The following is a 25,353-nucleotide window of genomic DNA, read 5'->3' as shown; positions in this document are numbered from 1 at the left end:
ATTACATAGCATTATCAACCTTTTTTCTTAACCTTTTCTTAAGCCGATAAATAAAAGCATCATGCGTGGACAATCTAGTCCAGCATGATGCCTTCTTCACTTAATTTTATAAACGCTGTTCGAGTTCCGCCTTTTTCTCTTCATACCCTGGTTTTCCTAGCAGGGCAAACATATTCACCTTGTAAGCTTCGACCCCAGGCTGATCAAACGGATTGACCCCCAACAGATAGCCGCTCATCGCGCAAGCCTTCTCAAAGAAATAAACAAGGTAGCCGAATGTGAAGGCATCCAGTTTTGGTACGGAAACAATCAGGTTAGGAACACCGCCATCCGTATGAGCCAATAAGGTACCTTCAAATGCCTTGTTATTGACGAATTGTACGGTTTCACCAGCCAGATAATTCAAACCATCTAAATCATTTTCTGCTGCTTCAATCGAGATTTCATGACGTGCCTCTTCCACTTTGATGACCGTTTCGAAAAGGTCGCGTCGCCCTTCCTGTACATACTGCCCCATCGAATGCAGGTCCGTAGAGAAGTTGGCGGCTGCCGGGAAAATCCCTTTCTGGTCCTTCCCTTCACTTTCGCCGAACAACTGCTTCCACCACTCTGAGAAATATTGCAGACCAGGTTCATAGTTGATCAACATTTCAATGGTTTTCCCCTTATTATAAAGGACGTTACGGACGGCCGCGTATTGATAAGCCTGGTTCTCGGAAAGCTCCGATGAACTGAAGTCCGCTCTAGCGCTCTCCGCCCCTTCCATCACTTGATCTATATCCGCACCACTTACAGCAATCGGAAGCAAGCCCACTGCAGTAAGTACAGAATACCTTCCACCGACATCATCCGGAATGACGAACGTTTCAAATCCCTCTTCCGTGGCCACTGTCTTTAATGCGCCCTTTTCTTTATCGGTAGTCGCGAAGATACGGCCTTTCGCTGCTTCTGGACCATACTTTTGCTCGAGAAGCTTACGGAAAATCCGGAACGCAAGGGCAGGCTCCGTCGTTGTGCCCGATTTGGAAATCACATTGATTGAAAAGTCCTTGTCGACCAATACGTCCATGACATCTTGCATATATGTAGAACTTATATTGTTACCAACGAATATGATTTGCGGAGTGTTTCTTTTATCAGAAGGTAAAAGGTTATAGAAACTATGTTGCAGCATTTCGATGGCTGCACGTGCTCCTAAATACGAACCACCGATTCCGATGACCAACAGGACGTCCGAATCTTCTTTTATTTTGGCGGCAGCTTTCTTGATCCTGGAGAACTCTTCTTTATCATAATCCTTCGGTAAATCAACCCAGCCCAGAAATTCATTGCCCGCACCGGTCTGTTCGTGTAGAGAATGATGTGCCACTTTTACAGCATCCTGTAAATAGGTCATTTCGTGCTTTCCGAAAAACGGTAGAGCTTTTGAATAATCGAAATGTAGATGGGACATGCCAATTCCTCCTTTATTCTTTGGTTACTCTTTTACTTTATCTGATGTATTTAGCAGAATCAAGAAATCGCTAAGTCTTTTAGAAAAACTCCCACTATCGAATAGTGGGAGCATATCGTAAGGTTCTTATAATGAAGCACGTAGAATCGCAAGGACATCTTCGCGATTCAATACTTTAAACCGACCGAATTCTCCATTGCTCATCGCTTTATCGGCAATGACTTCAAGTTGTGAATCGTCGATATCGTAATCTGCAAGACGCGACGGGGCCCCTAAGCTGCTCCAGAATGACTGAAGGCGTTCAATTCCCTCAAGCGCAACCTCTTCACTGGATTTGCCCTCTGGGTCGACCTGAAAGACACGGACGGCAACTTGTTTGAACCGCTCGACATTTTCATGGAGCACATGTTTCATCCAATTAGGGAATAATATTGCCAGGCCTCCCGCATGGGGAATATCATAGACCGCAGAGACGGCATGTTCAATATTATGAGTGGCCCAATCGCCAAGATATCCTACTCCCAGTGAACCATTTAACGCCACATTGCCCGCATACAAAATCGTAGCACGATTTTCATAATCCTCGAGATCTTCCAATAACTTTGGAGCCGTTTCCATGACCGTCACCAGAAGTGATTCACAAAAGCGGTCCTGAAGCGGAGCATGCGTTTCTTGATGGAAATACGTTTCGAAAACATGTGACATCATATCGACCATGCCATAGACGGTTTGATTTTTTGGAAGTGAAAAAGTATTTTCAGGATCAAGGACCGAGAATTTAGGAAATAACAAAGGACTTCCCCATCCGTATTTCTCTTTCGTTTCCCAATTCGTAATGACCGAACCCGAATTCGCTTCAGAACCGGTGGCAGCAATCGTAAGGATTGTCCCAAAAGGAAGGGCTTCTTTGACGGGAGCCTTTTTGGTGACAAGATCCCAAGCGTCTCCTTCATACTTCGCACCCGCAACGATGCCTTTTGTTGCATCGATAACACTTCCGCCGCCTACCGCTAGCACGAAGTCGATTTGATGTTCCTTACACAACTCCACACCTTTACGGACAGTCGTGATCCTTGGGTTTGGTTCAACTCCTGCTAGTTCATATACTTCCACCTGGATTTCTTTCAATTCCGCCATCACTTTATCATACAGCCCGTTTTTCTTGATGCTTCCGCCACCGTAGACGAGCAGCACTCTCTTTCCGTAGGCAGGAATTTCCTCTTTTATGCTTTTCAATTGGTTTCTACCAAAGATGATCTTAGTAGGATTCTTATACGTGTAATTTTCCAATATATATAATCTCCTTTTGCATTGCCTTTTTTCAGCGGCCCCATGCCACTGCAGCAATGGATATTTTATCCCTTCATTATGACGAACATTCCATATAAATACAAAATATCCGTTTAGAAGTTTTTTCTGGGGTGTATATAATTATCTTCAAAAAGCATGATAAGTAAAGAAAGATGCTTATAAAAAAGGAGGCTATACAATGAGTGGATTACAAAAAACGGCCCTTGTTTTAACAATCATCGGAGCCATCAACTGGGGACTAATTGGATTTTTTCAGTTCGATCTAGTCGCAGCGATATTCGGCGGACAAGATGCTGCTTTGGCTCGCATCGTTTATGGCTTAGTGGGAATCGCCGGGCTTATCAATCTTGGTCTTCTCTTCAAGCCAAGTCCCCAAACGTCTCGTGAAACTGAAACAAAACCAACTCAATGAATCGCTAAAAGAAAATATGTATAAAATAAAGCCGGTCCATGAAACATGTCCCGGCTTTATCAATTATTGAAGAATAATAAAAAAACCGGATGGTCCTATGACCATCCGGTTAAAAAAATTATTTTTTGATTAAGTCTTCGCGTTCAGATTGATCGATCCACGCTTGAAGTTTATCTTTTAAAGAGTTGAATCCTTCAGTAGACTCGATGTGTGATGTTGCTTTAACAGATGCTTGGCGTTTTTTTGGAGCTTTCTTAGGAGCTTCAGTACGCTCAGGAGCTTCTTCTGTTGCGCGGATTGATAAGCCGATTTTTCCAGCTTTTGAATCGATTGAAAGTACTTTAACTTTCACTTCATCGCCCACTTTTAAATGTTCGTTAATATCTTTTACGAACCCGTGAGTGATTTCAGAAATATGAACTAATCCTTGAGTTGAATCATCTAAAGCAACAAATGCACCGTAAGGTTGAATACCAGTTACCTTACCAGTAACTACTGCACCAATTTCGAATTTTTCAGACATGGTAACACTCCTATTTTATATATATTTTTTCGGCTTTTCACGCAATACAAAATTATATCACAGAGCTGGAAATAATCAAAGTTAAGTATACCATACTTTTTCCGCTAAAACGTAAAAATTTTGTAATTGAGTGTCCATTACGATATATGGCTATTATTTATAACTTATCCTAAAAGTTTTCATTTAATTCTTTGTCCCCATTTTTTCGATCATTAATTTTTCAAAAAATTAGCATAACAAAAAACTACCAAATTGAGATTAATCGTAGTAAGATGAGAAAATGTTTATCTCTACATTCACGTATTTCTATACCTCTAAAGGAGTTTTTCACCATGGCAAAACAAGAGCAATGGTCTTCCAAAATCGGATTCATTCTAGCAGCGGCTGGGTCCGCTATTGGTTTGGGTGCCATCTGGAAGTTTCCATATATGACAGGGACAAATGGAGGCGGCGCTTTTTTCCTTTTTTTCGTGATTTTCACCCTCATGATCGGCACACCCTTACTTATTGCCGAATTCACCATCGGCCGGAATGCACAAAAAGATGCCATTCGGGCCTACAAGCACATTTCACCAGGTAAACCCTGGGTGTTACTAGGATATGGCGGAGTTCTAGCATCCATCATTTTACTTTCCTTCTATAGTGTTGTTGGTGGCTGGATCCTTTCCTATTTATGGAGAAGCTTTACCGGGTCCCTATCAAATTTAACCCAATCGGAATACAGTGGCCTTTTCAATACCGTTATCAGCAGTCCTTATGAAACGGTCATTGCGCAGCTTCTTTTCATGGTCTTGACGATTTGGGTCGTTCAAGGTGGCGTATCCAAAGGGATTGAAAAGGCCAATAAGTACATGATGCCTTCCCTGTTCGTCCTTTTTCTTGTCCTTCTCGTTCGTTCCATGACACTTGAAGGTGCGATGGAAGGTGTCCGTTTCTTTTTGAAACCGGATTTCTCCTCCTTGACGGAGCAGACGATTTTATTAGCGCTAGGACAATCCTTCTTTGCATTGAGTGTAGGTATTTCCGTGATGGTCACCTATGCTTCGTACTTAAGTAAGAATGATGATATTACAAAATCGGCATTATCCGTAGTCGGGTTGAATATTTTCATTTCCTTATTGGCGGGCTTGGTCATTTTCCCGGCCGTATTTGCCCTTGGTTTCGATCCTTCAAGTGGACCAGGACTCGTCTTCGTCGTGTTGCCTGCGGTCTTTAATGAAATTACCTTCGGTGGCATTTTCATGGCGATTTTCTTCGTATTATTATTATTCGCTACGCTTACTTCAGCGTTCTCCATTCTGGAAATCATCGTAGCATCCATGATAAAGGGCGATGCTCGGAAGCGCCGGAAATCTTCATGGATAGCCGGCCTTGTTGTTTTCGTGATCGGGATTCCAAGCGCATTATCATTTGGCGTACTCTCTGATGTGAAGATTTTCAACTTGACCTTCTTCGACCTCGCTGATTATGTGACAAGCAACATCGCCTTGCCTATCGGAGCCTTATTCATTTCTCTTTTCATTGGCTATCAGATGAAAAGGCTCCAAGTTCAGAATGAGTTCGAAATGGGGGCAAGCCCAGGATTCTCTTTCTTTAAACTTTGGTACTTTCTCATTCGCTATATCGTTCCGGTAGCGATACTCGTCGTCTTTTTGAGTTCAATCGGTCTATTTGACAAGTAATGTTTCTTCATTCAAAACGCCGCATCGGTAATCGATACGGCGTTTTCTTTTCACAAAATATCCATATCATTCCCACTGTGAACAAGTTAAAATATGGTAAAATGACCTTATTACTACTATTTCCTGAAAAAGGAGTGATTGACATGTCAAATATCGCAAAGAATATTCGGCAATACCGGGAAGATCATAATCTCACTCAACAAGAACTGGCTTTGAAACTACGTATGGGCACCAAAAAAATTGAAATGTATGAATCAGGGGAAGTCACGCCTGATACCCAGACCATTTTACGGCTTTCCACCGTTCTTGATATCCCTGCCTCAGAGCTAATCCAAAATGGCCCCGTTGCGAATGCTTCAGGTTTGGATGAAGAAATGGAAGAACTCATTCAGGAAATTGGACTCAAACAGGCTAAGCTCATCCTCCGTACCGCGAAAGATTTCAGTGAAGAACAAATTTTAAATATCATGCATCATTTATATAACACACAAACTAAATTGTAAAAATATCCATATCAGGCGTATTATTTTCTATAAACTGGATATACTATGATTAACACTTTCTATGTTAATCCATTAAGATTAACTCTTTTTTCTAATTCCCCCTATGGATAGGGATTCGCCGTATATTACGGCGAATCCCTATTTTTTTGCGTATGGGGTTTTAGTACTTGCTATATTTCTGCATGAACCGATCCATTCTTTTAATGGCTTCCTGAAGCTGTTCCATGGAAGAAGCATAAGAACAACGGATATGCCCCTCACCACTTTCCCCGAAAACATCTCCCGGTACCACGGCCACAAGTTCTTCAGTAAGCAGTTTTTCTGCGAACTCCATGGAAGTCATGCCCGTTTTCTCAATGGATGGGAAGGCATAAAAAGCTCCGCCTGGATTATGGCAGTCCAGACCGATTTCGTTAAATGACTTTACGATATAGTTGCGTCTTCCTCTGTAGCTGCGGCGCATATCTTCCACATCTTGCATTCCATTCTTCAAAGCTTCCAATGCTGCAAACTGTGCCATGGTCGGAGCGCACATCATCGCGTATTGATGGACTTTGAGCATCGCTGCGGAAATTTCCGGAGGCGCACATACAAATCCAAGACGCCATCCAGTCATCGCAAACGCTTTAGAGAACCCGTTGATGACGATCGTACGCTCAAGCATGCCGTCGATGGCGGCAAATGACGTATATTTCTCATCATATGCAAGCTCCGCATAAATCTCATCGGAAAGGACTAATAAATCATGCTTTTTGATGATTTCAGCAAGTGCTGCCAACTCCGATTTCTCTAACTGAGTTCCAGTCGGGTTATTCGGCGAACAAATCAAGATTGCCTTCGTCCTTGGTGTGATGACCGCTTCGAGTTGCTCCGGCATTAACTTAAAGTCATGCTCCCTGGAAGTTTGGACAGTGACCGGCACCCCTCCTGCCATCGTTACCAATGGTGCATAGGCAACGAAACAAGGTTCGACGACGATGACTTCCTCACCAGGATTCAAGATTGTCCTAAGGGCAATGTCGAGGGCCTGACTTGCACCCACCGTAACAATGATTTGATTCTCGGGATCATACGAAACCTCAAACTGCTTTTTCATATATCCACTGATTTCCTGCCTCAATTCCATCAAGCCGGCATTAGCTGTATAAGAGGTGTATCCTTCTTCCAATGAGTTGATTGCCGCTTCCCGGACTGCCCAGGATGTAACGAAGTCCGGTTCTCCCACTCCAAGTGAAACGACTCCTTCTAGATTGGCAGCCAAGTCGAAAAATCGACGGATACCCGATGGTTTTAGCTCTGAAACCGTTTTTGACACGAAACTCGTTTTAATCATGGTGATACCACTATCCTTCTGTCTTCTTCTGTTTGTTCAAAAATTGTCCCATCATGCTTATATTTCTTCATAATAAAGTGAGTTGTCGTGGAAATGACAGAATCGAGCGTCGAAAGTTTTTCCGATACAAACCTTGCCACTTCATTCATTGAACGACCTTCCACGATGACGGAAAGGTCATACGCACCGGACATCAAATAAACGGACTCCACTTCTTTGAATCGATATATACGTTTGGCGACTTCATCGAAACCAACTCCGCGTTTTGGGGTTACTTTAACATCGATCATGGCTGTCACACCGTGATATTCATCTACTTTTGCCCAGTTAATCACGGTCAAGTAACGTACAATCACACGCATATCTTCCAATTTCTTCAACGTTGCTTCAATGTCCGCTTCAGATAACTCGGTCATTTTAGCCAAATCCTTCTGATCGATCCGGCTGTTATTTTCAATGATTCTTAAGACTTCCAATTCCCCTTCATTCAAATGCATTGGAAAACCTCCCTATTAGAATTCATAAATGTAGACATGATGGTTTGGCTGGCAGAAAGCCCGATCAATTTCCTTTTAAAGCCTTGTTTAAAGGCATGTATGACACGATTAAATTAATAAGTTCTATTCTGTCAGGATAAACTTACACTATTATACCAAAGTTCACGTAATATCTGTTATAGTAATTGTATTTTTTAATGGGGATAATTTCTGGTATTGTTATGTAACAGGATAAAGAGGAAATTATTTAAAACTAAGGAAGATAAGCAACAGCAGTAGCTTCTTATTTTGCTTAGGAATGGTAGAGGAGAACACGAATATGGAAAGTTACGTAAAGAAAGACATTGAGCAGATCGGGGATATCGATATGTATTATGAACACATTCATGTTCATGACTCTTTCCCCACCCTGGTATTAATCCATGGGTTTTTATCATCAAGCTTTAGCTTCCGGAAACTGATACCCCATTTAACGAAAGACTATAATGTCATCTCGATAGACTTGCCTCCATTCGGTCAAAGTGGGAAAACTAATCGCTATACATACTCTTTCCGGAACATCGCAGGTTCCGTCGTACAGCTTTTGGAAGAAAAGAACATCAAGAAGTTCAGCATCATTGCGCATTCCATGGGTGGACAGGTTTCCTTGCAACTCATCAAAGCTTATCCTGGCCTGGTCGAGCGCGCCGTCCTTCTTGCCGGATCCGGGTACGAGCCAAGCTTCCCGAGAAAGATGAAGATGCTCAGCTACTTCCCTTTCTTTTCATTTGGGGTAAAGGGATATCTCCAAAGGTCCGGCATCGAAAAGAATCTAAGGAATGTCGTCCATAATCAGACGATGATCGACGATGAAATGCGCCAGGGCTATCTCGATCCTTTCATGAAGAAGCATGATATATTTCGTGCCTTAGGAAGGATGTTACGTGATAAGGAAAGCGATTTATCATCCGAACAACTTCATTTAATCGATACGCCCTGCCTGCTTGTTTGGGGGCGGTATGATCGAGTGGTTCCGCTCGACATTGGAAGAAGACTACATGAAGACCTCCCCAATTCCAAGCTCATTGTCATGGAAAACACGGGCCATTTACTTCCGGAGGAGAAACCCGAAGAAGTGTATCAGTTAATCAAGGAGTTTTTAGACGAATAGACGAAACCATATAAAGAGGGATGACCCGAATTCGGAGTCATCCCTTTTCTTTAAATCGAGCAGCTGGCATCATTTTTGATGATCAGCAGTTTTTGTGCAACCTGTAGACACCGTTCCAACTGGACGGGTTCATCAAATGCAAATTCGTAGATGGACTTGATTTTTTCCGCCAGTTCCTGAAGGTCATCTATATCGCGTAAGGCCACGACCGTGTCGGCAATCTCCGGTTCATATAATTCCCCGCCAATCCCATACGGATCCCATTCTTGCAAAGTAGCCACAAACGCTATATTCATTTGTTGTGTATCCATTATAATCACCTGCTCCATAATTTCGGAAAGAACATGTTATCATAGTATCATAACAAGTATCTTTTCGTTAAGACGTTAACAGGGCATGAAAAAAAATGATTTGGCGGTGAATATATTGAACAGATCTATTTTTGATGAACACATCAGTAGGGAACATACCGGTTCTGTTAAGTGGGACAAAATGGCCCTTACATCATTGTATGGCAGGGAAGACGTCCTGCCTATGTGGGTGGCCGATATGGATTTCCCTTCTCCTGAACCTATTCAAAAAGCATTAATCGAACGAGCGAATCATCCGGTCTTCGGATATACCGTCCCTTCAGAGTCGGTGTACGGCGAGATTCAAAAATGGGTGAAAGACCGGCATCAATGGTCCATCACAAAAGACATGATCACATTCAGTTCTGGCGTCGTTTCAGCCATCGGTTCCACCATTCAGGCCTTTACGGAACCTGGGGATAAGATTCTGGTGCAATCTCCTGTCTATACCCCTTTCTTCGACATGATTAAAAACAATGGACGGGAAGTGGTCAATAGTCCCCTTCTCTTGGAAGCTAACGGATTTGCCATCGACTTTGAAGATTTTGAGGAAAAGTTGAAGACCGGCGTTAAGCTATTCCTCCTTTGCAGCCCCCATAATCCTGGCGGTCGCATTTGGACAAAGGAGGAGTTATTGCGCATCGGGGAACTTTGCTTGGCCCATCATGTCACCATTGTCAGCGATGAGATCCACGCAGACCTCTTTCACTCAACAGCCATGCATCATCCTATCGCTTCATTGGCGGACAAGTTAGCCGATATCACGGTCACGTTAATGGCACCAAGCAAAACGTTCAATATCGCTGGTCTCCAGGCCTCGTTCTTGATTACCAGCAATAAAGAGCTCCAGATCAAACTGCAGAATGCCCAAACAAGACAGGCCTTTCACGGTTTGAATATTTTTGCCTTAACGGCCATGGAAGCCGCCTACCGGGATGGGCTTAGTTGGCTCACCGATTTGATTGAGTATATTGAAGAAAATGTTAAAGTGGCCGAGGAGTTCATTTCTGCTGAAATTCCTTCCCTTCGCGTCATGCATCCTGATGCCTCTTACCTCCTATGGATTGACTGTCGCGAACTCGGTCTTTCCGATAAGGAAATACAAGAACGACTGATCCATAAAGGAAAAATCGCCTTAGAGCCTGGAACAAAATATGGTGCAGGCGGAGAAGGATTTGTCCGGATGAATATCGGCTGTTCACTCAGCCTGCTGCAAGATGGATTAACTCGTCTCAAACTGGCTTTTTCATAAAACAGACAAAGAACCAGGCGAATTGCCTGGTTCTTTGCTTTTGGCTATTGGTTTTCTTCCTCGACATACGGAGCTTTTTCATAACGCGGCAAATCTCCAAAGGGAGTCTGAGTATCCTCTTCTATTAAATCATCTTCTATTTCCTGGTATTGGACGTTATGATAAACCGTTAAGTTTTCCCCATATAGATCCACACCGGCTATATTCTCATAGTTCTCGACGAATCCTACATTTTCAGACGAATCGATATACGTATCCTCATAATCACTTGGTGGATAGGCAAAGTCGGAAGGCGTCTCCGATGTACCATATCTAGCTACGTCTTGCCAGCTATCTTCCGCATCATATCCGACAGAGCTCGTCCCATCACAATCATATGTGGCGAAGCTTGGACCAAGCACCTCCTCTTCGACCGGACGATTATGGGAAGTCTCTTGAGATGGGCTATGCTCCACACAAAAAGTCGTGGTCGGAACAATATTCAGCCTTTCAAGCGGAATCTCCTTCGAACAAACCTCACATTTTCCATAATTCCCTTCATCAATGGCCTTAAGCGCTCGATCGATATCCCTGATTTCATCACGATAATGCTCCCCAAGTGCCAAATCTTTTTCACGTTCGAATAATTCCGTTCCTTGATCCGCCGGATGGTTATCATACACGGATAGTTCCCCTGTCCAATTTCGTACGTTCTTTCTTAAGCCAAGTGCGTAAGATTCCTCTAATTGCTCTCCCAACCGGTGCTTCGTTTGCTGAAGTTGCTGTTGGAAGCTATTTAGTTGCTGATTGGATAGCATATGCAACACCCTTTCATAATCAACCTTTCCCTAGTATTTCTCTCTTTGGCGCATTCCATAAAGGTATTTTTTCCCTCGAGAATAAATTGAACAATCCTGCAAAAACTAACTAATGATACCAAATCTTAAAGGAGGCTAATCATTGTATTTTTATAAAGAGGATCTAATTAATATGATCGTACCGGACAAACCGGATCCACATGCTGCAAAAGTCCTTCAAGAAGCGCTCGGTGGCCAATTCGGAGAGATGCGTACGTTGATGCAGTTTTCGTTTCAAAGCGCCAACTTCCGTGGTAAGGAAAAAAAATATAGAGATTTAATACGCGGCATTTTTATAGAGGAGCTAAGCCATGTAGAGCTTGTTCAGACCACAATCAATCAGCTGCTAAATGAAGCGGGTGGAAATCTACCGGGAAATTCAGGTCCGAATGGTGCACCACTTGAGGAAGTGATTCAGTCTGGTGCGAACCCCCACCATTTTATCATCGGTGCCAAAGCTTCCCTTCCCGTAGACGCGGGAGGTAACCCTTGGAATGGGTCATGGGTATACGATCATGGAAACTTAATTGCCAACCTTTTAAACAATGTGATGCTTGAATCGACGGGGGTACTCCAAAAATCGAGAATTTATGAAATGAGCTCCAATAAAACCTTGCGTGAAACCATTGCGTTCCTCATGGTACGTGACAACGCCCATCAAAATGCGTTTGCAAAGGCTTTAGAAACACTGGGAGTGGATTGGGGTAAAATCTTCCCTGTCCCAAATTATGACCTGAATAAATATCCGGAATGCCGGAAATATGTAGATTTGGGCTACCATAATGCCCAATTCAACTTCAGGCTTGACCAAACCCAGATCGGCGAAGTATTCCAAGGGGAGACACCAAGCCGTAATGGCGGCAATCTTTCTGTCATGGAACCACCTAAAGGATTTCCAGTTCCAGAGATGCCGGACATGCCTAGTGAACATGCTCCAGGTTTGAATGACCTCAATAACTAAACGAAAAAGCGGACACATCGCTGTGTCCGCTTTTGTATGGATTGTGGATATTAATTATTGATATATTTTTCGAACACATACCCGAAATCTTTCACATGGTACTTCTTGCGGCTATCCATCAACCAGTCAAACGCAGCGGCATTGATATCCTTGAAGCTGGACACCATTTGGCTGCCATCTGTACGGACTTGATTCAATGTCGATGAGGCCAAATTTACGCTTTGTTGCGCAAATTGAAGGGCATAGGCATTCTCATGGCAAATTTCCGAAATTTTAACGAGTGATTTAAATAGATCCTTCAATTCCTCGATGAATTTCTTATGCACGTCAATCGAGAAGGTTTTAGCACCGATCGAGAATTTAATCTCAGCATCTAAATCGACGGTACCAGCGGTTTCTAATGTCACATGCGAAAACTCATACTGGCTATAGCTATATCTGGTCAGCATCCGTTTCTTGCTGATGGCACTTGTTCCGTCGAGATGGATGAACGCTTGGTTCGTGAAGCAATATTCATCCGTTTTCGATTTAATCAAGAAATAAATTTTCTCGTCATCTTCATGCATGATGTAATCATCAGCATCGACCTTATCATAATCAGCAGGCTTAATCACACTTCCTATATCACTGAGACCCAGAGCATCTGCTGCCATTTTCTTAAACATATCCATTCCTCCTATTTAAACTAGTTTTTCGAGAATGATTTCATCCCGTATTGGAATGCCATCGGAGCTGTAAAACGGGATTTCCGGTTTTGTCTTTCTTGATTCTTCCACGGCATTCCTCACAATCTCGGAAATGACATACCCACGTTTTTGAAAGAACTTCAAAGCCTGTAAATTATCATTCGTGGTAATGGCTTTAATGGAGTGGCAATTCTTTTCCTTGGCGATATTCTCAATCACATAAAGTAAGGATGAGCCCACGCCCTGATTCTCATGCTCACTGTTCAGGGAAATGATTTCACATTGTTGATTCAGCACTTTATACGTGACCATCCCCGTGATTTTCTCATCCCCATCCATTACCGCAAATCCATCGAGTTCCGCATAATGGAACATGCCGATTGAAAAGACGACTTGAGTCGTCTCCCAATGTTCCATGAAGAAGCTCTTGACCGTATCTGTCGCAATCATTCTCTTCGCTATGATTTGCATAACACTTTCCGCCCCCAAAACTCTCTCTCTATAGCTTATAGTATAAAATGCTTATGCCAAAATGGGAACTAGTTTATTTGTTTCATTTTTTTCTAAAGTATTCCCGTTTTGCTAAAACGAGGTAGTCAGAAGCACAAAGCCGTTCAAGAAAGGGAATCATCTTGTAGATGCCGGTTTCTTTTCGTCACTTCCTCCTCGAACTTCTTCGTCTTCAATTCTTCTTTCTTCGAGTATCTGATGATGGCCCTCATCGTAAACCCAGCTGCAATCAAAAAGATGACACAGGTAATGCCTGCGGGAATATATTCACTTTTGTCTTCCGGAAAATAAAGAAACATGCCTAATAGTGCGGAGTAGAGAACGTCCATCTATTTCATCCTTCCTGAAAAATGATCTTTTTCCTCATTATAGCAATTATTGAATCAATCCACTAGTCAAGTTCCTCCCCTAGAAACTAAAAAGCGAGAGGCCCTATGCCCCCCGCTTCACGTACCTTCGTTTATAAAATCGTAATGCCTTTAATGACTACATCCACAGCTGGCTTGTCTCCCGCAACCGTCTCTACATTGGCGATCGTATCGACAACATCCATGCCCTCGATAACTTGGCCAAAAACGGAATGTTTGTGGTCTAACCATGGTGTTCCGCCATTTTCCATATACGCACTGATGATTTCTTCCGGATATCCGGCTTGCTTCATTTGTTCACCCATTCTGCTGTCTACATGCTGTGCCTGAACGATGAAGAATTGGCTTCCGTTCGTTCCTGGACCCGCATTCGCCATGGAAAGGGCTCCGCGCAGATTGAACAGTTCCATGGAGAATTCATCTTCAAAATTCGTGCCCCAGATGCTTTCCCCACCCATTCCTGTACCTGTCGGATCTCCGCCTTGTAGCATGAAATCCTTTATGACACGGTGGAAGATGATTCCATCGTAATATCCATTCTCGGCATGTGTTAAGAAGTTTTCTACTGTTTTAGGAGCATGCTTGGGAAACAGCTTGATTTTAATATCACCAAGCGTCGTCTGCATGATCACCGCTTTTTCATTTTCCGATATTTCGGTTGTTAATTGTGGAAATGTTGTCATGGTTCATTACCTCTTTCGTTTTTAAATAAATGGCTCATATCTCCATTCTTTAACCTTCATTTCTACACTTTACACGACTTCGGAAAAAAATGCATCTTTGATACAGTAAACAAATTCATTGTATAAAATCATCGTACTTATGTATCATGTAGGGAGTGAACAAGAAAGGTGGATGAAGGAATGTCCGAGCATGAATTCAAGGTTGGCGATAAGGTAACCGCCATTTATAAAACAGGGAAATATATCGGGGAAATCACCGATATCCGTCCTTCTGCATATCTTGTAAAAGTATTGGCAGTCATGAAGCATCCTATGCAGGGAGACCTTCATAATCCGAAGCAAACGGAAGTATCCATGTTTCATCAACGACGTGCCCTTGCATTCCGGGAACAAACCAATGTCCCGATGAATATGGTGAGGGTATACGATGGGGACATTCCAGATTATAAGGAATCCTTACGGGTATCTGTTGAGAAGATGTCCCGCACTTTAACCGAAAGCCAAACAGAATGGAACAACAAAAGTTTGGAGCTGCTTGAAGACCTAGCAGCGGATTATTTTAAATAACATATAATAAAAGCCAAATCAATAGAAATTGATTTGGCTTTTATAACGCTAAATGATTCAATACTTTGGATAAATCGATGCGGTCACCGATTGTCGTCGGTTCGTGATTTTTCATATAACTTTTGTCTTTCTCCACCAGTTTAAAGATATTATACGTGGTAATGGCATCATCAAGGGCCCTATGATGCTTACCTGTCCCCTCTTTTCCATAGGCCTGTACGGCTTTCCATAATCCCGTTTGATTTTGATCTCCGAAGAAACGCTTGTATTCCAGGCAAAGATCGCTCTGTTTCCCCGTGAAAGGGAAATTCAGACCTGCTTTTTGACAGTTCTGACGAAGCACCTTCATATCCATGTTACCCCAGGTGACGATGGTCGTTGGATGCTTCTCATCCAATTTTGCTAAAAAGGAAACCAATTCTTCAAATGAAATTCCACGATCCACCTGGTTTTGGGTAATATTCAGGAATTTCTTGCATCGATTCGTCAATTCTGGAAACCTTGACGGATTAACGTAGGAAGAAAACTGTTCTTGGACTGTATCGTTTACGACTGCGATTAAACCGACCTCAATGATCTCCGGATAGAAACCAACTGGATTTGCCTTTCCTTCGGGCATTGTAAATTCAAAATCAATGAATACATACTGCTGTTGTCCATCCATTTTCCGAACCCTCCTTATTCATGACATCTTTCCGCCGACTAAATTTGGTTATTTTTTCCGTAAGAATATTATAACAGAAGATTGAAATAAGTTTTTATTTGATTTTCATTAAGCCAGAGCCATTCACCCAGCCAGTTTTTCCCCATTGCGTTAAGCAACTTCAGAAGAAACCCTTTATCATCTTCCTTATTTGGATTATGATGGATGAAACGGAGCGAAAGGACCACTCTTTTTTACCCACATATTTTCCATTAAGTTACTAAAAATATATTAGTTAGGAAGTTGAACTATGCGCGCGTACCTTGGCTATATCACGATTTTCTTCTTAGTTCCTGTCTTATCCATCTTCATCTTTCTTTCCTATCAGGAGTGGTCTTTAGCTGAAACTCCCCATCATGTCTTGGATGAACGCATCCCCTTCGATCAGATTGACCTGGCTCAGACCAGTTACATGACGGCCGCAAATGGGAAAGTGATTAGTGAAATTCCCAATGGAGAAAACCGGATCTATTTGAAGCTTGACGATATCCCCGTGTTTCTAGAAGACCTGTTCATTGTCACGGAAGATCAAAAATTTTATGAGCATAGGGGAATTGATATAACCGCGATCAGTAGGGCCTTGCTTGTCAATTCACAGAAGAGTGCGATCAAACAAGGCGGGAGTACCATCACCCAGCAATTGGCCAGGAATGTTTTCCTTACCCATGACAAGACGTATAACCGAAAGCTAAGTGAACTCTTTTACGCCTACCAGCTAGAACGGAAACGGTCCAAGTCCGAAATCATCGAGCTCTATATGAATGCCATTTACTTCAACAACGGGGCTTACGGAATCGAGGCGGCTTCCCAACTCTACTTCAGCCGATCGATCAAGGATCTATCAAAGGCCGAAGTGGCCTTTCTTGCAGCCATTCCTAATAATCCCGAACTCTATAACCCTCTTAAACACTTTGATAACACGAAAAAGCGTCAGGAGCGGATACTAAAACAAATGGTTGTCCAAGGTAAACTTGAGCAGAAGGAATTCGATAAACTCATTAAAAAGGAAATCAGGTTGGACTTGTCCACCAACATCGATTTATACCCTGATTATGTGACATATGTCCATCAAGAGTTGAAAAACCTGGTCGCTTCGGCGGAAGGTCTGACAAAACCATTGAAAAGCTCGGATGAAGTCACACGCAATCAAGCGGAAGCCAAACTGAATGAACAGGTCACAAAGCTTCTGAAATCTGGCGTGACCATTCACACGGCACTCGATATCAATCTACAGACCCAGGCCAAGTCGGCCATGCAATCGAAAATCGGATTCAATGATATCGAAGGTGCGTCAGTGGTTATACAGCATCATACGCACCAGCTTGTCTCTTTGATTGGGGGAAAGGATTATAAAAAAAATTCTTTCAACCGGGCATACCAAAGTTACAGGCAACCTGGTTCGACCATAAAGCCTCTTCTGGATTATGCACCTTATATAGAAGAAACGGGAGCGGAAATCGATCAGCTTGTTAGCGGCGCAAACTATTGTAGCAACAGCTACTGTCCACAAAATTACAATGGGGCGAGCTACGGCATGGTCACGATAAGGAATGCTTTTGCACAATCCTATAATACGCCGGCCATCAGGCTTTTTGAAAAGACCGGCATAGAAAAGAGCTTCAGCTATCTTAATGCCTTTCAATTCAAAAAGGTGTCCATCCAAGATCACCACATCAGTTCGGCCATCGGCGGATTTGAATACGGGATGAGCCCTCTCGAAATGACCAATGCCTTTACATCATTCAATGATGGCCGCTACCAGCCTGCACGGGCAATCACGAAGGTCACGGACCAAGAAGGAAACGTTCTTTATAAATGGAAAAATCAATCGAAAAAGGTGTGGAATAAAGAAACCGTCAGCAAAATGAGGCAGCTTCTTCACGAAGTCACCATGAATGGGACGGCACGCTCAGCCTATTTCCCGTCTGAATATATCGGGGGGAAAACAGGCACAACCAATGATGCCAAAGACATTTGGTTCGTCGGCCTGACAGGAAACTATACAACCGGCGTCTGGGTTGGGAAAGATAAGCCAGCCAACCTGCAAGCCGTCTATTCGCGACAGCCCCAGATAGAGATATGGAAGGCAATCAGCCAAGCCGCTGAATGGTAAAAGCAAGTCATGATAAGACGACGGAGGGATTATGATGCTAGGAATCGCAATTGAAAAATCACAGGATCATTTACTCATTAAATGGCAACTATCCACAATAGAAATACCCATTTCCGAAATCATAAAGGTGACTCAAGATGATACATATGCGGGTGAAGATAAACGTGCGATCAGAATTGGCACGCCATATGCTACAACGGATCGTATCGTGCTTCATACTGTATCTGATACGTATATCTTGTTCACAACGAATGCCACTTCCATACAAAACAAGATCAACGCACTCATATAAGGAACCAAGTACACGATGAGAAAAGAGCTGCCGGATGTTCCCGGCAGCTCTTTTCTCCGTATATGGATGAGTATTCGCTATATCGGTAGGCTGGCAATCACGCTGTTATACAACTTCAACCCTGAATAAGCGACGATGGCGACTAACGCGGTCCATACGAAGATGGGAAAGAAGATGAGTCCGACCAGCCCAGATACATTCACACTGGAGCTTAACTTAAACACAAAGTAAATCAGGGCCACGACATTCGTGATAAGGAAGATGGAAATGAGCCCCGGGAGGAATTGGACGCTGAACAATGAACAAGCTCCGCCGATCACATAAATGACCGACCCCATCCTGATGCTCGTCAATGCTTTCCCATCCGAATCTTTGGAAAAGAATAGAAGGGAAAGCTCAATGACCGTGTCCGAGATTAACTTCAGCGCTGCAAACACCATGAACATGACCAACAACAACACAATCATCAAGGCAAGCTTAATTCCTGTCTCGGAAAAGAACTCCAACATCCCTTGATAGATTCCTAAATTCCCGAATAAGATAAGCACCTGCATTTCCCCATAAATCGCAAAGGACAGACTAAACAGTAGTATCGCAATGATCGGGAAATAACTAAGTAAATACGTGTTTTTCATTTTTTCTCCATCCATGTATCTTTTATCCTATTATTATGCAAGATATAAAAGGATTTCACAATGGATTTTTACATATATTCCCCTCTTTGCACCCCTCTGAAAATATTTTTTGAGCCGTTTCACGCTCCTTTTCTACCTATATATAAAACTCGATATCAATCAGTATTCCTCGCTCCTTATGTCATGCAAACCCTCAAAAATTGGGTTATACTTTTAGGAATGACACGTAACACATATAAAAAAAACACATTCAACGAAGATACTTTACCGTCTAGGATTGTGTAAAAAAATGCATGATAAGGCGATGACTTCGTTTATAAGGGGGGAGTTTATGTCTTTGCTTCATTGGGCGGTATTATCACCATTTCTTTTGGCCATCTTAATACCGTTTTTATACAAGTATTTACGTCGAATACATACTGGCTGGTTTGTACTGATTTTACCCGTTCTTCTATTTAGCTATTTTTCCCGGTTCATTTCTTCAACCAAACAAGGGGAGACCATAACTGAACGGGCTACTTGGATTCCTTCACTAGGAATACATATTGACTTTTATGTAGACGGACTAGGTCTTTTGTTCGCTCTGCTCATAACGGGGATTGGTTCACTCGTTATTTTGTATTCCATCTTTTATCTATCAAAAGAAAAAGAAAAACTGAACCAGTTTTATGTCTTTCTCTTACTATTCATGGGCGCCATGCTTGGTGTGGTCCTTTCCGACAATTTAATCGTTCTCTATTCATTTTGGGAATTTACAAGTTTGTCATCCTTTTTACTCATTGGGTATTGGAACGAAAGGGAACGCTCACGTTATGGAGCTCAAAAATCCCTGCTGATCACCGTCTTTGGCGGATTAAGCATGCTTGGGGGAATCGTGCTCCTTTCCATCATGGGAAACACCTACAGCATAAGGGAACTGATAGCTCAAAGCAGCGAACTGTTGGATCATCCGCTTTTCATCCCTGCTCTTCTACTCATTTTACTGGGTGCCTTCACTAAATCGGCACAGTTCCCATTTCACATCTGGCTACCTGATGCCATGGAAGCACCGACACCAGTCAGTGCCTATCTCCATTCCGCGACAATGGTCAAGGCTGGCATTTATCTGGTTGCCCGTCTAAGCCCGGTGTTTGCGGAATCCGGTGTCTGGTTCTGGCTCGTTTCGATTGCCGGGTTGGTCACCTTATTCTGGGGTTCATTCTCAGCTGTGAAACAAACGGACTTAAAGGGGATTCTTGCCTTTTCCACCGTCAGTCAGCTTGGTTTGATCATGTCTCTATTGGGAATCGGAGCCGCTGCCCTTCACTATGACACGCTGGGAGACAATATATACCTGGCCGCAACAGTGGCCGCCGTCTTCCACTTGATTAACCATGCAACCTTCAAAGGAAGTCTATTCATGGTGGCAGGTATTATTGACCACGAAACTGGTACAAGGGACATCCGCAAGCTTGGTGGCTTGATGCAGCTGATGCCCATCACCTTTACGGTGGCCATCATCGGTGCCTTTTCCATGGCCGGGCTTCCTCCGTTCAATGGGTTCTTAAGTAAGGAAATGTTCCTGGCTGCCATGGTGAATGTATTGGAACTGGATATATTCAATATGGAGACATGGGGCGTGTTATTCCCGGTAGTGGCTTGGGTTGCTAGTGTTTTCACTTTCATTTACAGCATGATTGTCGTTCTTAAGCCTTTTACAGGGAAACTTCGACATTTGGATAAGAAACCGCATGAAGCACCGATTGGCATGTTGATTTCACCGATTATCCTTGCGTCTTTGGTCCTTGTATTCGGGATTTTCCCTAATCTACTATCTTCGTCAATCATCGAGCCGGCTGTGGCGAGTATACAGCCAAGCTTGGCAGACCCGGATTATCATGTTCATATCGCATTCTGGCATGGTTTCCAGCCGGAAGTATGGATGACGATCGGAATCATTGTGGTAGGGATCATTTTATACAAAACGTTATCCAAATGGAACGGCATCTATCGGATAGTGCCAGACCGTTTTTCATTGAACTCCCTTTATGATCATGGATTAAAGGGGATGGAACGCTCGGCATCTACCATCATGAAGTTTCTCATGACAGGGTCGATTCGAAACTATCTGCTCTCGATTTTCCTTTTCTTCATCCTTTCCTTAGGCTTTTCCCTTTACTGGAAAGATGCCTTTGTACTCGATACAGGAAACTTTGCTCCATTCGGCGTCTATGAAGTCGTTTTGGCGGCTATCATCGTGATTGGATCGATTGCCATTCTATTTGCGAAATCCCGTTTAACATCGATCATCCTCTTAGGGGCGGTCGGCTATACCATTTCCCTATTTTTCGTCTTGCTTAGAGCACCGGATTTGGCATTGACGCAACTTGTCATTGAAACCATCTCCGTCGCGCTTTTCCTGCTCTGTTTCTTCCATTTACCATTACTTGCAAGCAGGAAGGAAGAGCGGATGACATTCAGGTTGAATAATGCCTTGATTTCAATTGGCGTTGGCGTGATCGTCACATTGATTGCTTTATCAGCGCATAGCAATAAGCTATTTGCTTCCATTTCAAGTTATTACCTTGAAAATGCGTATAAGGAAGCAGGAGGAAAAAACGTGGTCAATGTCATTCTCGTTGACTTCCGCGGACTTGATACGATGTTTGAAATAAGTGTTCTTTCCATCGCAGCACTCGGGATCTTCGCGATGATTAAATTGCGACTGACTGGGAGGAAAGATAAATCATGAAACAAAATGACTTGATTCTTCAAACGGTGACAAAGGTTGCGGCCTTTGTTATCCTACTTTTTTCCGTTTCCATCTTTTTAGGCGGCCACTACTCACCGGGGGGCGGGTTTGTCGGCGGATTGATGACATCAGCGGCGATTGTCCTTCTTTTACTCGCCTATGACATTAAAACCGTCGCGGAGATCTTGCCGATTGACTATAAACTGATGATAGGTGCAGGTTTATTCATCTCTGCCCTGACTGTAGCCGGTTCGCTCCTGTTCGGGGTTCCGCTCATGACTCATGTGTACCGTTATATCGATTTTCCCATCCTTGGTCACATCTCGCTTCATACAGCGGTACTTTTTGATTTAGGCGTTTACCTCGTGGTTGTTGGTGTAACGATGACCATTATTCAAACGATAGGGGAGAGTGAATAATGGAACTTTTAATGGCCATTGTCATAGGAATTCTATTTATGTGTGCAACCTACTTGATGCTATCCAAGAGCATTTTGCGGATCATCATCGGTACAGGGTTGCTTAGTCATGGGGCCCATCTTTTGATTTTAACGATGGGTGGTTTAAAAGGAGGTTCCGTCCCATTGCTTGGGGATGTGGCGACGTCTTATGTTGACCCGCTTCCACAAGCTCTCATCTTAACGGCGATCGTCATCAGCTTCGGCGTCACTTCCTTTTTATTAGTGCTTGCCTACCGCACCTACCAGGAACTGGGGACGGATGATATGGAAGAAATGAGAGGTACCGACACAAATGATTAATCTACCATTATTGCCTGTTTTATTACCGCTTTTTACAGGCATCATCCTTATTTTCTTTTCAAAAAAAATCAAGCTTCAACGAGGGATTTCTTTCATTTCATCCCTCATCGGAATCGGGATTGCTATCTATTTGGTCCTTTCCGTTCATAATGAAGGGATCTTGACACTGGGAGTCGGCAGCTGGGATGCGCCTTTCGGTATTGTGATTGTCGCTGACATGCTTGCCTCCTTACTCGTTCTGACCACGAATATCATTGGATTGGCGATACTGGTTTACTCGTTTTACTCCATAGGGAAAGAACGTGAGGCCCATTATTACTATCCTGTCTTTCAATTTTTACTGATTGGCGTGAATGGGGCATTCCTTACCGGTGACCTGTTCAACCTATTCGTCTTTTTTGAAGTCATGTTGATGGCCTCCTACGTACTCCTTGTCTTGGGAGGAACGAAAATTCAGCTAAGGGAATCATTGAAGTACATCATCGTCAATGTTCTTTCTTCCTCCTTTTTCGTCATCATGGTCGCTTATCTGTATTCGGTGCTCGGCACGTTGAATATGGCACACCTGAGTCAGCGGATAGCAGAGGCAGGACAACCTGCCATCCTATCGGTCATCGCGATCGGCTTCTTGATCGTCTTTGGCTTGAAGGGAGCCATTTTTCCGCTATTCCAGTGGCTTCCGGGTTCTTACTATGCACCGCCTATCCCCGTGATGGCCTTATTTGGAGCCTTGCTTACCAAAGTCGGGGTCTATTCCATTTTCAGGACCTATACACTCATGTTTCATCATGACCAAGATTTCACCCATATGTTTCTCCAAGTCCTGGCGATTTTAACCATCATCATGGGAGTCATCGGTGCAATCGCCTATTGGGATGTTAAAAAAATCATCATTTATAATATCATCATTGCCGTCGGCGTCATCATCTTCGGAATTTCGTTGATGAATGAACCAGCCTTATCCGGATCGATCTTATACATCATTCATGACATGTTGATCAAAGCCGCACTGTTTTTATTGGTGGGCATCATGATTAAGATCAGTGGCTCTGATGATTTACGGAATATGGGCGGATTGATCAAGCAATATCCTGGCCTTGCCTGGACCTTCTTCATCGCAGCCATATCACTGGCCGGAATCCCTCCATTCAGCGGATTTGCCGGCAAGCTGATGATCCTTCAAGGGGCAGCCGACAAAGGAGCCTATATTGGCTTGGCAATGGTCTTGCTATCAAGTTTGATGGTCTTATATTCTGTGATGAAAATTTTCATACACGGTTTTTGGGGAACCCCGAAAGTCGCGTATACCCTAGGTAAGGCAACGGTCAACACAATGCTTGTCCCTGCGGTCCTGCTTGTCGCCATTTCCGTCTTATACGGAGTGGGAACAGAAGCGGTTTACCCCTATATTTCACAAGCCGTTGACACATTAATGAATCCCGATATTTATATCGATGCGGTTTTAAAGGAGTAATGCCTGATGTCCTTTCAAATTTTACTGAATGTATTCCTGGCTATCATCTGGATGTTTTTGAAAAATGAATTCAACGGAAGCACCTTCATCATTGGCTATGTTTTAGGACTTGGCATCCTGTTTATCTTCCGTCATTTTTTCACCAGCCGTTTTTATCTCAACCGAGTGTATGCCGTCATCCGGCTGTTCTTCATTTTCGCCAGGGAGCTCCTGTTATCCAATATTAGCGTACTTAAGGTCATACTTAAGCCAAGGCTCGATATGAAACCGGGTATCTTCGCATACGAGACCGTGCTTACGAAGGATTGGGAGATTACCGTCCTATCCAATTTAATCACGCTGACCCCAGGCACCCTGGTTGTGGAGGTTTCGGAAGACAATCGCATCCTTTATATCCACGCGATGGATATCGCTGATAAAGAAGAAGCCGTCGACAGCATTAAATACACATTTGAAAAAGCAATCATGGAGGTGAGCAAATAATGTTCGATCTTTTACTTAAAATCGCTTTGCTCGGTGTCTCACTATCCATGCTCGGGTTTCTATACCGGTTAATTAAAGGACCTTCTGTTCCTGACCGGGTCATTGCCCTGGATGCGATGGGCATCAACCTCATCGCTCTCGTGGCGCTCGCATCCATCGTCATGGATACGAATGCTTATTTAGAAGCCATCCTGTTGCTCGGCATCCTGTCATTTATCGGAACGGTCGCTTTCGCCAAGTTCCTTGAGAAAGGGGAGATCATCGAAAATGACCGAAATCGCTGAAATTCTTTCTGCAGGCTTTATTTTGATCGGTGTCTTTCTATTCTTGGTATCCGCCTTCGGCATTATCCGGTTGCCTGATGTTTATACACGAAATCATGCCGTATCCAAAAGTTCCACCCTCGGGATCATGTTCATCCTGATTGGGACACTCTTATACTTTTATTACAAGCACAGTCATTTCGATTTCCGTGTCGTACTAGCCATCATCTTCATCTTCATGACCAGTCCAGTAGCCGGACATTTGATCAACCGCTCCGCCTACCATTCTGGCGTTAAAATGTGGGATCAAAGTGTCCAGGATGATTTGAAGAAAAGCCGATGAAGCAAAAAAGGAGCTGCCGTTTTACCCAACGGCAGCTCCTTTTTGTTCACTCTCACTTTGGCAGGTCGATGACTGCCAGCGTACATCTGGAAACGCAGACCAGGTTTCCTTCTTCATCCCGGATCTTCACATCCCATATCATGGTCGTTCTCCCATGATGAAGGATGTTCCCTTCTGCAGTGACAAGGCCCGAACGGACACCCCTTACATGATTTGCGTTGATTTCAAGCCCGACGACCGCTTGTTTCGTGCCGTCGACCAGCTGGAAACCACCGATGCTCGCAACCGACTCGGCCAGGGCGACCGATGCGCCTCCATGCAATAGACCAAATGGCTGTTTTGTCCGTTCGTCGACGGGCATGGTCGCAATGACTTTCCCATTACTCAATTCCTTCATTTCTATCCCAAGTGCGCCAATCAACGAACCTTCCACATTGATATCCATCTTAGACCCATCCCTTTCATTTTAGAATTCTATC

30 protein-coding genes are annotated in these 25,353 nt (G+C 43.4%); 16 read left to right on the top strand and 14 right to left on the bottom strand.

Going from position 1 to position 25,353, the window contains the following annotated elements; genetic code table 11:
• Positions 1-106: 106 nt before the first annotated feature.
• Positions 107-1,453, bottom strand: a complete 1,347-nt coding sequence (locus ACQKL6_RS02270) for a glucose-6-phosphate isomerase (RefSeq protein WP_402989946.1) — start codon at positions 1,451-1,453, stop codon at positions 107-109.
• Between the two features lie 126 nt (positions 1,454-1,579).
• Positions 1,580-2,743: an iron-containing alcohol dehydrogenase gene (locus ACQKL6_RS02265; RefSeq protein WP_402871123.1), complete on the bottom strand. Its 1,164-nt coding sequence runs from the start codon at positions 2,741-2,743 to the stop codon at positions 1,580-1,582.
• A gap of 199 nt (positions 2,744-2,942) precedes the next feature.
• On the opposite strand from ACQKL6_RS02265, the gene ACQKL6_RS02260 reads away from it, so the two are divergent.
• Positions 2,943-3,176, top strand: a complete 234-nt coding sequence (locus ACQKL6_RS02260) for a DUF378 domain-containing protein (protein ID WP_402871121.1) — start codon at positions 2,943-2,945, stop codon at positions 3,174-3,176.
• A 118-nt stretch (positions 3,177-3,294) separates the two neighbouring features.
• Here ACQKL6_RS02260 and yugI read toward each other — a convergent pair whose 3' ends face one another.
• Positions 3,295-3,699 (bottom strand): S1 domain-containing post-transcriptional regulator GSP13, encoded by a 405-nt coding sequence (gene yugI / locus ACQKL6_RS02255; protein WP_402871118.1) that lies wholly within the window; start codon positions 3,697-3,699, stop codon positions 3,295-3,297.
• Between the two features lie 332 nt (positions 3,700-4,031).
• Here yugI and ACQKL6_RS02250 point away from each other — a divergent pair, with 332 nt between their 5' ends.
• Together ACQKL6_RS02250 and ACQKL6_RS02245 are read left to right on the top strand one after the other, a co-directional pair.
• The gene (locus ACQKL6_RS02250) at positions 4,032-5,381 is read left to right on the top strand and encodes a sodium-dependent transporter (protein ID WP_402989949.1); all 1,350 of its coding nucleotides are present in this window, start codon (positions 4,032-4,034) and stop codon (positions 5,379-5,381) included.
• Positions 5,382-5,524: 143 nt separating this feature from the next.
• Complete coding sequence (locus tag ACQKL6_RS02245) at positions 5,525-5,884, top strand: helix-turn-helix domain-containing protein (protein WP_402954270.1); 360 nt, start codon at positions 5,525-5,527, stop codon at positions 5,882-5,884.
• Between the two features lie 160 nt (positions 5,885-6,044).
• Here the strand turns inward: ACQKL6_RS02245 and ACQKL6_RS02240 are convergent, their stop codons facing one another.
• Together ACQKL6_RS02240 and ACQKL6_RS02235 are read right to left on the bottom strand one after the other, a co-directional pair.
• Positions 6,045-7,217, bottom strand: a complete 1,173-nt coding sequence (locus ACQKL6_RS02240) for an aminotransferase (protein ID WP_402954273.1) — start codon at positions 7,215-7,217, stop codon at positions 6,045-6,047.
• On the bottom strand, positions 7,214-7,714 hold the full coding sequence (locus ACQKL6_RS02235; protein ID WP_402871106.1) for an Lrp/AsnC family transcriptional regulator: 501 nt from the start codon (positions 7,712-7,714) through the stop codon (positions 7,214-7,216). The genes ACQKL6_RS02240 and ACQKL6_RS02235 overlap by 4 nt, the downstream gene beginning before the upstream one ends.
• A 319-nt stretch (positions 7,715-8,033) precedes the next feature.
• Here ACQKL6_RS02235 and ACQKL6_RS02230 point away from each other — a divergent pair, with 319 nt between their 5' ends.
• Positions 8,034-8,864 (top strand): alpha/beta fold hydrolase, encoded by an 831-nt coding sequence (locus ACQKL6_RS02230; RefSeq protein WP_427650459.1) that lies wholly within the window; start codon positions 8,034-8,036, stop codon positions 8,862-8,864.
• Between the two features lie 50 nt (positions 8,865-8,914).
• Here the strand turns inward: ACQKL6_RS02230 and ACQKL6_RS02225 are convergent, their stop codons facing one another.
• Positions 8,915-9,160 (bottom strand): DUF1871 family protein, encoded by a 246-nt coding sequence (locus tag ACQKL6_RS02225; RefSeq protein ID WP_427650458.1) that lies wholly within the window; start codon positions 9,158-9,160, stop codon positions 8,915-8,917.
• A 130-nt stretch (positions 9,161-9,290) separates the two neighbouring features.
• Here ACQKL6_RS02225 and ACQKL6_RS02220 point away from each other — a divergent pair, with 130 nt between their 5' ends.
• Positions 9,291-10,466, top strand: coding sequence for a MalY/PatB family protein (locus ACQKL6_RS02220; RefSeq protein ID WP_427650456.1), 1,176 nt, complete (start codon positions 9,291-9,293; stop codon positions 10,464-10,466).
• Positions 10,467-10,510: 44 nt separating this feature from the next.
• On the opposite strand, the gene ACQKL6_RS02215 is transcribed toward ACQKL6_RS02220, so the two are convergent.
• Positions 10,511-11,263 carry a TraR/DksA C4-type zinc finger protein gene (locus ACQKL6_RS02215; RefSeq protein ID WP_402954282.1) on the bottom strand — a complete coding sequence of 251 codons (753 nt, stop codon included), beginning with the start codon at positions 11,261-11,263 and terminating at the stop codon, positions 10,511-10,513.
• A 142-nt stretch (positions 11,264-11,405) separates the two neighbouring features.
• Between ACQKL6_RS02215 and ACQKL6_RS02210 the strand changes: the two genes are divergently transcribed.
• Positions 11,406-12,263: a manganese catalase family protein gene (locus ACQKL6_RS02210; RefSeq protein WP_402871092.1), complete on the top strand. Its 858-nt coding sequence runs from the start codon at positions 11,406-11,408 to the stop codon at positions 12,261-12,263.
• Positions 12,264-12,313: 50 nt separating this feature from the next.
• On the opposite strand, the gene ACQKL6_RS02205 is transcribed toward ACQKL6_RS02210, so the two are convergent.
• The 4 genes from ACQKL6_RS02205 to ACQKL6_RS02190 all read right to left on the bottom strand — a co-directional run bounded on the left by ACQKL6_RS02205 (position 12,314) and on the right by ACQKL6_RS02190 (position 14,510).
• Positions 12,314-12,928, bottom strand: coding sequence for a PH domain-containing protein (locus ACQKL6_RS02205; protein WP_402954285.1), 615 nt, complete (start codon positions 12,926-12,928; stop codon positions 12,314-12,316).
• 15 nt (positions 12,929-12,943) lie between these two features.
• The gene (locus ACQKL6_RS02200) at positions 12,944-13,420 is read right to left on the bottom strand and encodes a GNAT family N-acetyltransferase (protein ID WP_402871088.1); all 477 of its coding nucleotides are present in this window, start codon (positions 13,418-13,420) and stop codon (positions 12,944-12,946) included.
• Positions 13,421-13,563: 143 nt separating this feature from the next.
• Positions 13,564-13,788, bottom strand: coding sequence for a hypothetical protein (locus ACQKL6_RS02195; RefSeq protein ID WP_402871085.1), 225 nt, complete (start codon positions 13,786-13,788; stop codon positions 13,564-13,566).
• Positions 13,789-13,919: 131 nt separating this feature from the next.
• Positions 13,920-14,510 carry a peptidylprolyl isomerase gene (locus ACQKL6_RS02190; protein WP_402871083.1) on the bottom strand — a complete coding sequence of 197 codons (591 nt, stop codon included), beginning with the start codon at positions 14,508-14,510 and terminating at the stop codon, positions 13,920-13,922.
• Positions 14,511-14,690: 180 nt separating this feature from the next.
• On the opposite strand from ACQKL6_RS02190, the gene ACQKL6_RS02185 reads away from it, so the two are divergent.
• Entirely contained in the window at positions 14,691-15,077 is a 387-nt protein-coding gene (locus tag ACQKL6_RS02185) for a kinase-associated lipoprotein B (RefSeq protein WP_427650453.1), read from the top strand.
• A gap of 40 nt (positions 15,078-15,117) precedes the next feature.
• Here ACQKL6_RS02185 and kapD read toward each other — a convergent pair whose 3' ends face one another.
• Positions 15,118-15,741: a 3'-5' exonuclease KapD gene (gene kapD / locus ACQKL6_RS02180; protein WP_402871079.1), complete on the bottom strand. Its 624-nt coding sequence runs from the start codon at positions 15,739-15,741 to the stop codon at positions 15,118-15,120.
• A 289-nt stretch (positions 15,742-16,030) separates the two neighbouring features.
• Between kapD and ACQKL6_RS02175 the strand changes: the two genes are divergently transcribed.
• Together ACQKL6_RS02175 and ACQKL6_RS02170 are read left to right on the top strand one after the other, a co-directional pair.
• Complete coding sequence (locus ACQKL6_RS02175; RefSeq protein WP_427650451.1) at positions 16,031-17,893, top strand: transglycosylase domain-containing protein; 1,863 nt, start codon at positions 16,031-16,033, stop codon at positions 17,891-17,893.
• A gap of 34 nt (positions 17,894-17,927) precedes the next feature.
• Positions 17,928-18,185, top strand: coding sequence for a hypothetical protein (locus tag ACQKL6_RS02170; protein ID WP_402989979.1), 258 nt, complete (start codon positions 17,928-17,930; stop codon positions 18,183-18,185).
• A gap of 77 nt (positions 18,186-18,262) precedes the next feature.
• On the opposite strand, the gene ACQKL6_RS02165 is transcribed toward ACQKL6_RS02170, so the two are convergent.
• Complete coding sequence (locus ACQKL6_RS02165) at positions 18,263-18,835, bottom strand: DUF5366 family protein (protein WP_402871073.1); 573 nt, start codon at positions 18,833-18,835, stop codon at positions 18,263-18,265.
• Between the two features lie 316 nt (positions 18,836-19,151).
• Between ACQKL6_RS02165 and ACQKL6_RS02160 the strand changes: the two genes are divergently transcribed.
• Genes ACQKL6_RS02160 through mnhG form a run of 7 tightly spaced genes read left to right on the top strand, consistent with a single transcriptional unit; the run spans position 19,152 to position 24,874 of the window.
• Positions 19,152-21,551 carry a Na+/H+ antiporter subunit A gene (locus ACQKL6_RS02160; RefSeq protein WP_427650450.1) on the top strand — a complete coding sequence of 800 codons (2,400 nt, stop codon included), beginning with the start codon at positions 19,152-19,154 and terminating at the stop codon, positions 21,549-21,551.
• Entirely contained in the window at positions 21,548-21,970 is a 423-nt protein-coding gene (locus ACQKL6_RS02155; protein WP_402871069.1) for a Na(+)/H(+) antiporter subunit B, read from the top strand. The genes ACQKL6_RS02160 and ACQKL6_RS02155 overlap by 4 nt, the downstream gene beginning before the upstream one ends.
• Positions 21,970-22,311 carry a Na(+)/H(+) antiporter subunit C gene (locus ACQKL6_RS02150; RefSeq protein WP_402871066.1) on the top strand — a complete coding sequence of 114 codons (342 nt, stop codon included), beginning with the start codon at positions 21,970-21,972 and terminating at the stop codon, positions 22,309-22,311. Before ACQKL6_RS02155 ends, ACQKL6_RS02150 begins: the two co-directional genes overlap by 1 nt.
• Positions 22,304-23,785, top strand: coding sequence for a Na+/H+ antiporter subunit D (locus ACQKL6_RS02145; protein WP_427650448.1), 1,482 nt, complete (start codon positions 22,304-22,306; stop codon positions 23,783-23,785). Before ACQKL6_RS02150 ends, ACQKL6_RS02145 begins: the two co-directional genes overlap by 8 nt.
• 6 nt (positions 23,786-23,791) lie before the next feature.
• A complete protein-coding gene (locus tag ACQKL6_RS02140) occupies positions 23,792-24,268 on the top strand; it encodes a Na+/H+ antiporter subunit E (RefSeq protein ID WP_402871061.1) in 477 nt (158 codons plus the stop codon).
• A 47-nt stretch (positions 24,269-24,315) separates the two neighbouring features.
• Positions 24,316-24,552 carry a Na(+)/H(+) antiporter subunit F1 gene (locus ACQKL6_RS02135; protein ID WP_402871344.1) on the top strand — a complete coding sequence of 79 codons (237 nt, stop codon included), beginning with the start codon at positions 24,316-24,318 and terminating at the stop codon, positions 24,550-24,552.
• Complete coding sequence (mnhG, locus tag ACQKL6_RS02130; RefSeq protein ID WP_402954303.1) at positions 24,536-24,874, top strand: monovalent cation/H(+) antiporter subunit G; 339 nt, start codon at positions 24,536-24,538, stop codon at positions 24,872-24,874. Before ACQKL6_RS02135 ends, mnhG begins: the two co-directional genes overlap by 17 nt.
• A 52-nt stretch (positions 24,875-24,926) precedes the next feature.
• On the opposite strand, the gene ACQKL6_RS02125 is transcribed toward mnhG, so the two are convergent.
• The gene (locus ACQKL6_RS02125) at positions 24,927-25,319 is read right to left on the bottom strand and encodes a hotdog fold thioesterase (RefSeq protein WP_402871057.1); all 393 of its coding nucleotides are present in this window, start codon (positions 25,317-25,319) and stop codon (positions 24,927-24,929) included.
• Between the last annotated feature and the right edge of the window lie 34 nt (positions 25,320-25,353).

This window comes from Peribacillus sp. NPDC097197 (genome assembly GCF_050278025.1).
In the GTDB taxonomy this organism is placed as follows: Bacteria; Bacillota; Bacilli; order Bacillales; family DSM-1321; genus Peribacillus.
This window is presented reverse-complemented; position numbering and strand designations above follow the sequence as displayed.